The sequence below is a fragment of the Subtercola sp. Z020 genome (genome assembly GCF_002931235.1).
In the GTDB taxonomy this organism is placed as follows: domain Bacteria; phylum Actinomycetota; class Actinomycetes; order Actinomycetales; family Microbacteriaceae; genus Subtercola.
On record NZ_PSTT01000088.1, the window covers coordinates 1 to 7318 of the forward strand.

The following is a 7318-nucleotide window of genomic DNA, read 5'->3' on the forward strand; positions in this document are numbered from 1 at the left end:
CCCCCGCTTCCTCCCCCTCCTCCCCCTCGAAAGGACCAGACCATGGTTGAACGCCGGATTCCGAAGGTGCGCGACCTCGCACCCCTGATGCAGTTCAAGGTGCCCGACCTGAACGGCAAGCGTCGTCGCCTCGAAGGCGCGCTGACCATCGCCGATCTGCGCACGATCGCCAAGCGTCGAACACCCAAGGCGGCCTTCGACTACACCGAGGGCGCGGCGGAGGGTGAGATCAGCCTGGCGCGGGCGCGTCAGGCGTTCGAGGACATCCAGTTCAACCCCGCGATCCTCCGCGACGTCTCAGATGTGAGCACCGGGTGGGACGTGCTGGGCGCCCCGGTGTCGCTGCCGTTCGGCATCGCGCCGACCGGATTCACGCGCATGATGCAGACGGAAGGAGAGATCGCCGGCGCCGGCGCGGCCGCTGCGGCGGGCATCCCGTTCTCCCTCTCGACGATGGGCACGACCGCGATCGAAGACGTGAAGGCGGCCAACCCGAACGGTCGCAACTGGTTCCAGCTGTACATGTGGAAGGATCGCGACCGTTCGATGGCACTGGTCGACAGGGCCGCAGCGGCCGGATTCGACACGCTGCTCGTGACCGTCGACGTTCCGGTCGCCGGGGCGCGCCTGCGCGACAAGCGGAACGGCTTCTCGATCCCCCCGCAGCTGACCCTCGGAACCGTCGTGAACGCGCTGCCGCGGCCGGAGTGGTGGATCAACTTCCTTACGACCGAGCCGCTCGCGTTCGCGTCGCTCGACCGCTGGTCGGGGACCGTCGGCGAGCTGCTCGACTCGATGTTCGACCCGACGGTGACGTTCGACGACCTGGCCTGGATCAAGGCGCAGTGGCCCGGCAAGGTCGTCGTCAAGGGCGTTCAGAACCTCGAAGACGCGCGCCGGCTCACCGACCTCGGCGTCGACGGCATCGTGCTGTCGAACCACGGCGGGCGCCAGCTCGACCGTGCGCCGATCCCGTTCCACCTGCTACCCGAGGTCGTGCGGGAGGTCGGTGGCGATACCGAGGTGCACCTCGACACGGGCATCATGTCGGGCGCGGACATCGTCGCGGCGGTCGCGCTCGGCGCCCGCTTCACGCTGGTGGGGCGCGCGTACCTCTACGGGCTGATGGCGGGTGGGCGCGAAGGCGTGGACCGCATGATCCAGATCCTGAGCGGCGAGATCGCGCGCACGATGCGCCTGCTCGGCGTGAATGCGCTCGAGGAGCTGGAGCCGCACCACGTGACGCAGCTCGAGCGCCTCGTTCCGCGGGCGCGGGCCGAGGCGGCGGCCGCCGCTCCTGCCGACCGCGAGCTCAGCGCGCTGTAGCGCCGCCGCCGCCCGCTGCAGCCGCTGGGGCCCGGAGCGCACCGCCGCTCCGGGCCCCCGGATGCCCAGCGGCGGCCCGGCCTCGCCGCCGCTGCCTCGCACTGCAGCCGCCGGGCTCAGAGCGCGCCGCCGCCGCTCCGGGCTCCGGATGCTCACCGGCACGCTCCCGCCCACCTACCCCCGCGTAACCGAGGACCACGAACGCGATAGGCCTGCCAGCGCACCCATCGCCGCCCTCATCCTCGGATACGCACCAGATGCACAGCCGGACGCTCGCGGCGCCGCCCTCATCCTCGGATACGCACCAGCTGCGGGGCCGGAACGGCACACGAGCTCCGCGTCAGCGCACCCCGGCCATCAGCCGCCGCACGACCGGCGTCGACGCCGCGAGCAGCAGCCCCACCACGATCGCGATCGCGCCGAGCACACCGAAGTAGGGCACCTGGTTCGCCGGGTCGTACAGCGCCGCGAGCTGCCCCGAGATCGCCGTGCCGAGCGCAACCGACAGGAAGAACAGCGCAACCATCTGCGTTCGAAAGATCTCGGGCGCCAGTTTCGTGGAGATCGACAAACCGACCGGCGAGATCAGCAACTCGGCGACCGTGAAGACGAAAAGGATGCCCACGAGCGCCAGCAGCGGCGTCGTCCCCGCCGCGCCGTTGGCAAACGGCAGGAAAAGCAGAAACGCGACACCCATGACAACGGTTCCGCCGGCGAATTTCAGCGGGGTCAGCGGCTGCCGCGAGCCGAGCTTCGTCCAGATCGCCGCGAAGACGCCCGACAGAATGATGACGAAGATCGGGTTGATCGACTGCACCCACGACACCGGCATCTGCCAGCCGAACAGGTCGCGGTTCAGCTGGCCGTCGGCGTAGATCGTGACGACCGTGAACTGCTGCTGGTACAGCGACCAGAACGCCACGCTCGCGATGAACAACGGAATGAACGCGAACACCCGGCTGCGCTCGGTCTTCGTGATGCGTCTGCTTCCCAGAATGATCGAGAAGTAGGCGATCGTCGCCACGACCGTCAGCCCGATCACCACGAGTGCCAGATTCGTCAGGTTCAGGATGCCGGTGGCCACCGCCAGCGCGATCACGACCACAGCCGCCACCGCGATGACGATGAAGCGCGTGCGGCGGTCGGACGGCAGTCGGTTCGGCACCACGCTCGCCTCCTTCGGAAGGTGCCGGCGCCCGATGCTGTACTGGATGAGGCCTGCCGCCATCCCGATCGCCGCCAGCCCGAACCCGTAGTGGAAGCCGAGCGTGGTCTGCGCGAGCCCGGTCAGCAGCGGGCCGACGAAGGCGCCGAGGTTGATGCCGAGGTAGAACAGCGAGAACCCGCCGTCGCGCCGCGGGTCATCCGCCGAATAGAGCGTGCCGACGATCGACGTGGCATTCGCTTTCAGCCCGCCGCTGCCGATCGCGATCGTGACCAGCCCGACGGCGACGCCGAGCCCGCCCGGCAGCAACGCGAGCGCGATGTGCCCGATCATGATGAGCACGGCGCTGAAGAAGAGCACACGCTCCGAGCCGAGGATGCGGTCGGCGACCCAGGCGCCGAGGATCGTCGAGAGGTAGACCGCCCCGCCGTACGCTCCGACGATGCCGGCGGCCGTGTCCTTCGGCAGGCCGAGCCCGCCCTGGTCGGCCGAGTAGAACAGGTACAGCAGCAGGATGCCCTGCATGCCGTAGAACGAGAACCGCTCCCACATCTCGACGCCGAACAGGTGTGCCAGCTGCCGGGGCTGGCCGAAGAACGTCTTCGCCTCCGGCTCTTTGTCGGCGACGTCTGAGGTGGTTCCTGCGCTGGTCACGTTCGTATCTTGGCAGAGTCGGCGGCGGGCCGCAGCCTCCGTGCAGCGTTCGACCCGGTGGCTCCGGATGCCCGGCAGCACCCACCCGGACGCAACACCTGCGCAACCGAGGACCAGCCGCGCGTCGGGTGTGCCACGGCACTCAACGGCGGCCTCATCCTCGGTTGCGTGCACACGTGGCGGGCTCGACGGCGACGGCCGGGCGGCCGGGCGGCGCCCCGCGGGCGGGCACGGCGGGCGCCTGCCCGTCGGGCGCCTGCCAGACGGCGCGCTGCGGCGCGGGCACGCGCGGCGGGGCGGGGCGCCGGGTCAGGCGGCGGACACGTCCCGCAGCACCGCGGCCAGCTGGTCGACGGCCCAGTCGAGGTCGGCGGCCGAGACGACCAGGGGCGGGGCGAGGCGGATGGTGGAGCCGTGGGTGTCCTTCGCGAGAACGCCGCGCTCCATGAGCCGCTCGCAGACCTCACGGCCCGAGGCGAGGGCCGGGTCGATGTCGATTCCCGCCCAGAGGCCCGCCGTGCGGACGGCGACGACCCCGTGGCCGATGAGCGCCGTGAGGCGCGCTGCGAGGAGGGCGCCCCGGGCATCCGCGAGCCGCTGGAAGTCGCCGGTTTCGAGGAGGGCGACGACCGCACTGCCGACCGCAGCGGCGAGCGGGTTGCCGCCGAACGTCGAACCGTGCTCGCCTGGGCGGAGTACGCCCAGGATGTCGGCGTTGCCGACGACGGCCGAGACGGGAACGATGCCCCCGCCGAGCGCCTTGCCGAGCAGGTAGAGGTCGGGCACCACGCCGACGCGGTCGCAGGCGAAGGTGCTTCCGGTGCGACCGAGGCCCGACTGGATCTCGTCGGCGATCATGAGCACGTTCTTCGCCGTGCAGACCTCTCGAACGGCAGGCAGGTACGACTCCGGCGGCACGATGATTCCGGCCTCGCCCTGGATCGGCTCGAGCAGCACGGCGACCGTGTTCTCGTCGATCGCCGCTTCGAGCGCTGCAGCATCGCCGTACGGAACCGACCGGAAGCCGGGCGTGAAGGGCCCGAAGCCGTCGCGGGCCGACGGGTCGTCGGAGAAGCTGACGATCGAGATCGTTCGGCCGTGGAAGTTGCCGTCGGCAACGATGATGTTCGCCATTCCGTCGGCGACGCCTTTCACCCGGTAGCCCCAGGCGCGCGCGACCTTGATTCCCGACTCGACGGCCTCGGCGCCCGTGTTCATCGGCAGCACCATGTCTTTGCCGGCGAGCGCGGCGAGCGACTCGACGAACGGGCCGAGCTGGTCGTTGTGGAACGCCCGCGACGTGAGCGTGATGCGGCCGAGCTGCGCGCGCGCCGCGTCGAGCAGGTCGGGGTTCGAGTGCCCGAAGTTCACGGCCGAGTAGGCGGCGAGGCAGTCGAGGTAGCGGCGGCCATCGACCGAGGTGACCCAGGCGCCCTCCCCCGATTCCACGACGATCGGCAGCGGGTGGTAGTTGTGCGCGGCGTGCGCCTCCTCCCGTTCGATCGCGGCGGCGGTGAGGGACGGTGCACCGTCGGTGAGAGACGGTGCAGTGTCGATGGGCGAGGCGTCGACAGGTGAGACGACAGGCGAGACGGCTCCGGATGCCGTGCCGATGGTGTTCGTCATCGGCGGAGCTCCAGCGTGCAGCACTTCACGCCGCCGCCGCCCAGCAGCAGCTCCGACAGGTCGACGCCGATCGGGTTGTAGCCGCGCTCCCTCAGCTGCGCCTCGAAGCCGGTCGCGCGGGACGCGATCACGACGTTGTAGCCGTCGGAGATGGAGTTCAGCCCGAGAACGGCCGCGTCGGTCTCGCTGACGAGGATCGCGTCGGGGTAGCGCCGCTCGAGTTCCGCGCGGCTCGGGGCGTCGAAGGCGCTCGGCAGATAGGCGATGGTCGCGGCATCCGGAGCCTCATCGGCGGACTCGTTCAGAACGGCGATCGCGGTGTCGAGGTGATAGAAGTTCGGGTTCACCAGGTTGAGCGTGACGACTTCGCGGTCGTAGAGGCGCGCGACCTCCTCATGTGAGTTCGAAGCGCTGCGAAAGCCGGTGCCGGCGAGGATGGTGTCACCGACGAGCATGAAGTCGCCCTCGCCCTCGTTGATGTTCTGCGGCTCGGCGACGCGGAAACCGGCGCTCTCGAACCAGCGCATGTACGCGGGACCCTCGGCCTGGCGCTCAGGGTGGGTGAAGCTCGCGCCGTAGGCGAGATTGTCGATCACGAAACCGCCGTTGGCCGAATAGACCATGTCGGGCAGGCCGTCGATCTGGTCGATGAGTTCGACGGTGTGGCCGAGCGCGACGAAGGTGTCGTAGAGGGTCTGCCACTGGGCCAGGGCGAGGTTCGTGTCGGTGGGGATCGCCGGATCCATCCACGGGTTGATCTTGTAGGTGACGGTGAAGAAGTCGGGGCGACACATCAGGTAGGTGTGCGGCCTGGCCTGGCGGATGCGAGGTTCTGAGGGGAAGACCTCGTCGCGAGGCGGGGAGACGGGCAGCTGGGTAGACACGGGCATCCTTCTGATTCGACGGATGGCGGACGTCGTCCTGAGGCTCCGGGGAGCACGCCAGGTGTCTAGTCTGGCACGCTCGTAATGTCAACAGTCGATCATCCGGCGCTGGAAAAGTGCGTAGAGCGAGGCGCCATGCAAGATAACGTCGTATGCTCGGTGAAATGGACAACCTCGATTTTCGAATCATCGACCTCCTCAAGCTCAACGCGCGCACCGGTTACGGGGACATCGGGCAGGTGATCGGGCTCTCTGCCTCGGCGGTGAAACGGCGTATCGACCGCCTCATCGCCGACGGCATCATCCGGGGTTTCACCGTGCTGCTCGACACCTCGCTCGACGGCAAGATCACCGAAGCGTACGTCGAACTCTTCTGCCGGGGCACGGTCGCGCCGGCCGAACTCAAGCGCATCCTCTCGGGTGTGCCGGAGGTGGTCGACGCCGGCACGGTGACCGGCAGCGCCGACGCCATCGTGCACATGCGCTCCCGCGACATCCCGAGCCTCGAACTAGCGCTCGAGCGGGTGCGGATCGCGCCCAATGTCGATCACACGCGAAGTGCGATCGTGCTGTCGAACCTCATCAAACGGTAGGCCGGTCAGCCGATTCGCACCTCGCCGAGCGGGCTCGGGCCGCTGAAACGGTGATTCGTGACGGTGACGGTCTGCTCCGACAGGAATGGCAGAAGCTCCACTCGGCCAGCCGTCGTCACGTCGCCCGCCCAGACCGCGACGTCGAGGGACCCTCCCAAAGCCTCGCTGAGGGCGCTCGGCGAACCCCCGATCATCCGGATGCGCGACGGCCCGTCGCCCACCTTCGCGGCCCGTTCGAGCCACGCCTCATCGTTCTCGACGAAGACGCGCACGCGGCGCTCCTTGAGCAGGGCGCGGAGCGGCCGCGGCAGCTTGAGCGCCGTGCTGACCCCGAGCGACGCGCGGGCGCGGGTACCCGCGGCGAGAATGCGTACCAGCAATTCGAGGGGTTCACCCTCAGAGAGCCTGATCACGACGGGTTCGGGGCGGTGGCGCAGCACGTTCCGCTCGACGCCGAGGCCCGCGACATCCCGCGCCGCGAACTGGGCCGTGAACGCCTCGTGGTCGCTGAGGGCGCCCCGGCGCGCGAAATCGAACTGCTGCCAGTCGAGCCCTGCGGTGGCCGCGTCGATGAGCTCGCGCACCTTCGGGTCGAGGGTGCCCAGCCCGAGGTCGGGGCTGGCGGGGCTGGGCTCGGCGTGCCAGCGACCGAGGCTCAGCAGGGCGTTCGGCCCGTCGGCCTTCATGCTGGGGCCACTGGATGATCGCCTGCCGCCACCCGTCGGGCGCCGACCCACCACGGCGGGGGTGATGGCGGCGTTGACGAAGAGGTCTGCGCCCTCGACCCGCGCCAGCCAGTGCTCGACCTCCGTCGGATCGAGGGAGTGCAGCGCTTCGCCGCGGCCGAACGGTGCGCTGGGGTGGTTCTGCAGATCGATCGCCTCGTCGAGGGTGGCCGCGTGCAGGATGCGCGGAGCCTGAACGTGGAGCGTCGCGGTCGCGTCGGCGAGTTGCCGGGCGAAAGCGGCGGACTTGCCGACCGCGCCGACGAGGATCACGGTGCCGCGCGCTGGGGTGGGGGTGGCGTTGGCGGCGGGTGCGGCGGCGGTGCCATCGCCGGGGGTGCCGGG

At 69.8% G+C, this 7318-nt stretch carries 5 protein-coding genes and 1 pseudogene; 2 read left to right on the top strand and 4 right to left on the bottom strand.

The features are described from left to right. Nucleotides 1-42 precede the first annotated feature (42 nt). Nucleotides 43-1326, top strand: a complete 1284-nt coding sequence (locus tag C5B96_RS11310) for an alpha-hydroxy acid oxidase (RefSeq protein WP_104245466.1) — start codon at nucleotides 43-45, stop codon at nucleotides 1324-1326. Nucleotides 1327-1666: 340 nt separating this feature from the next. On the opposite strand, the gene C5B96_RS11315 is transcribed toward C5B96_RS11310, so the two are convergent. The 3 genes from C5B96_RS11315 to ddaH all read right to left on the bottom strand — a co-directional run bounded on the left by C5B96_RS11315 (nucleotide 1667) and on the right by ddaH (nucleotide 5595). Continuing rightward, nucleotides 1667-3145, bottom strand: a complete 1479-nt coding sequence (locus C5B96_RS11315; protein ID WP_104245467.1) for a peptide MFS transporter — start codon at nucleotides 3143-3145, stop codon at nucleotides 1667-1669. Between the two features lie 309 nt (nucleotides 3146-3454). Then, nucleotides 3455-4702, bottom strand: coding sequence for an ornithine--oxo-acid transaminase (gene rocD / locus C5B96_RS11320; protein WP_233189161.1), 1248 nt, complete (start codon nucleotides 4700-4702; stop codon nucleotides 3455-3457). Between the two features lie 65 nt (nucleotides 4703-4767). Then, nucleotides 4768-5595, bottom strand: a complete 828-nt coding sequence (ddaH, locus tag C5B96_RS11325; RefSeq protein ID WP_369826474.1) for a dimethylargininase — start codon at nucleotides 5593-5595, stop codon at nucleotides 4768-4770. A gap of 224 nt (nucleotides 5596-5819) precedes the next feature. On the opposite strand from ddaH, the gene C5B96_RS11330 reads away from it, so the two are divergent. Continuing rightward, nucleotides 5820-6248, top strand: a complete 429-nt coding sequence (locus C5B96_RS11330) for an Lrp/AsnC family transcriptional regulator (RefSeq protein ID WP_104245470.1) — start codon at nucleotides 5820-5822, stop codon at nucleotides 6246-6248. A gap of 5 nt (nucleotides 6249-6253) precedes the next feature. Here the strand turns inward: C5B96_RS11330 and C5B96_RS17400 are convergent. Then, a pseudogene (locus C5B96_RS17400) lies at nucleotides 6254-7318 on the bottom strand (hypothetical protein); the annotation flags it as partial.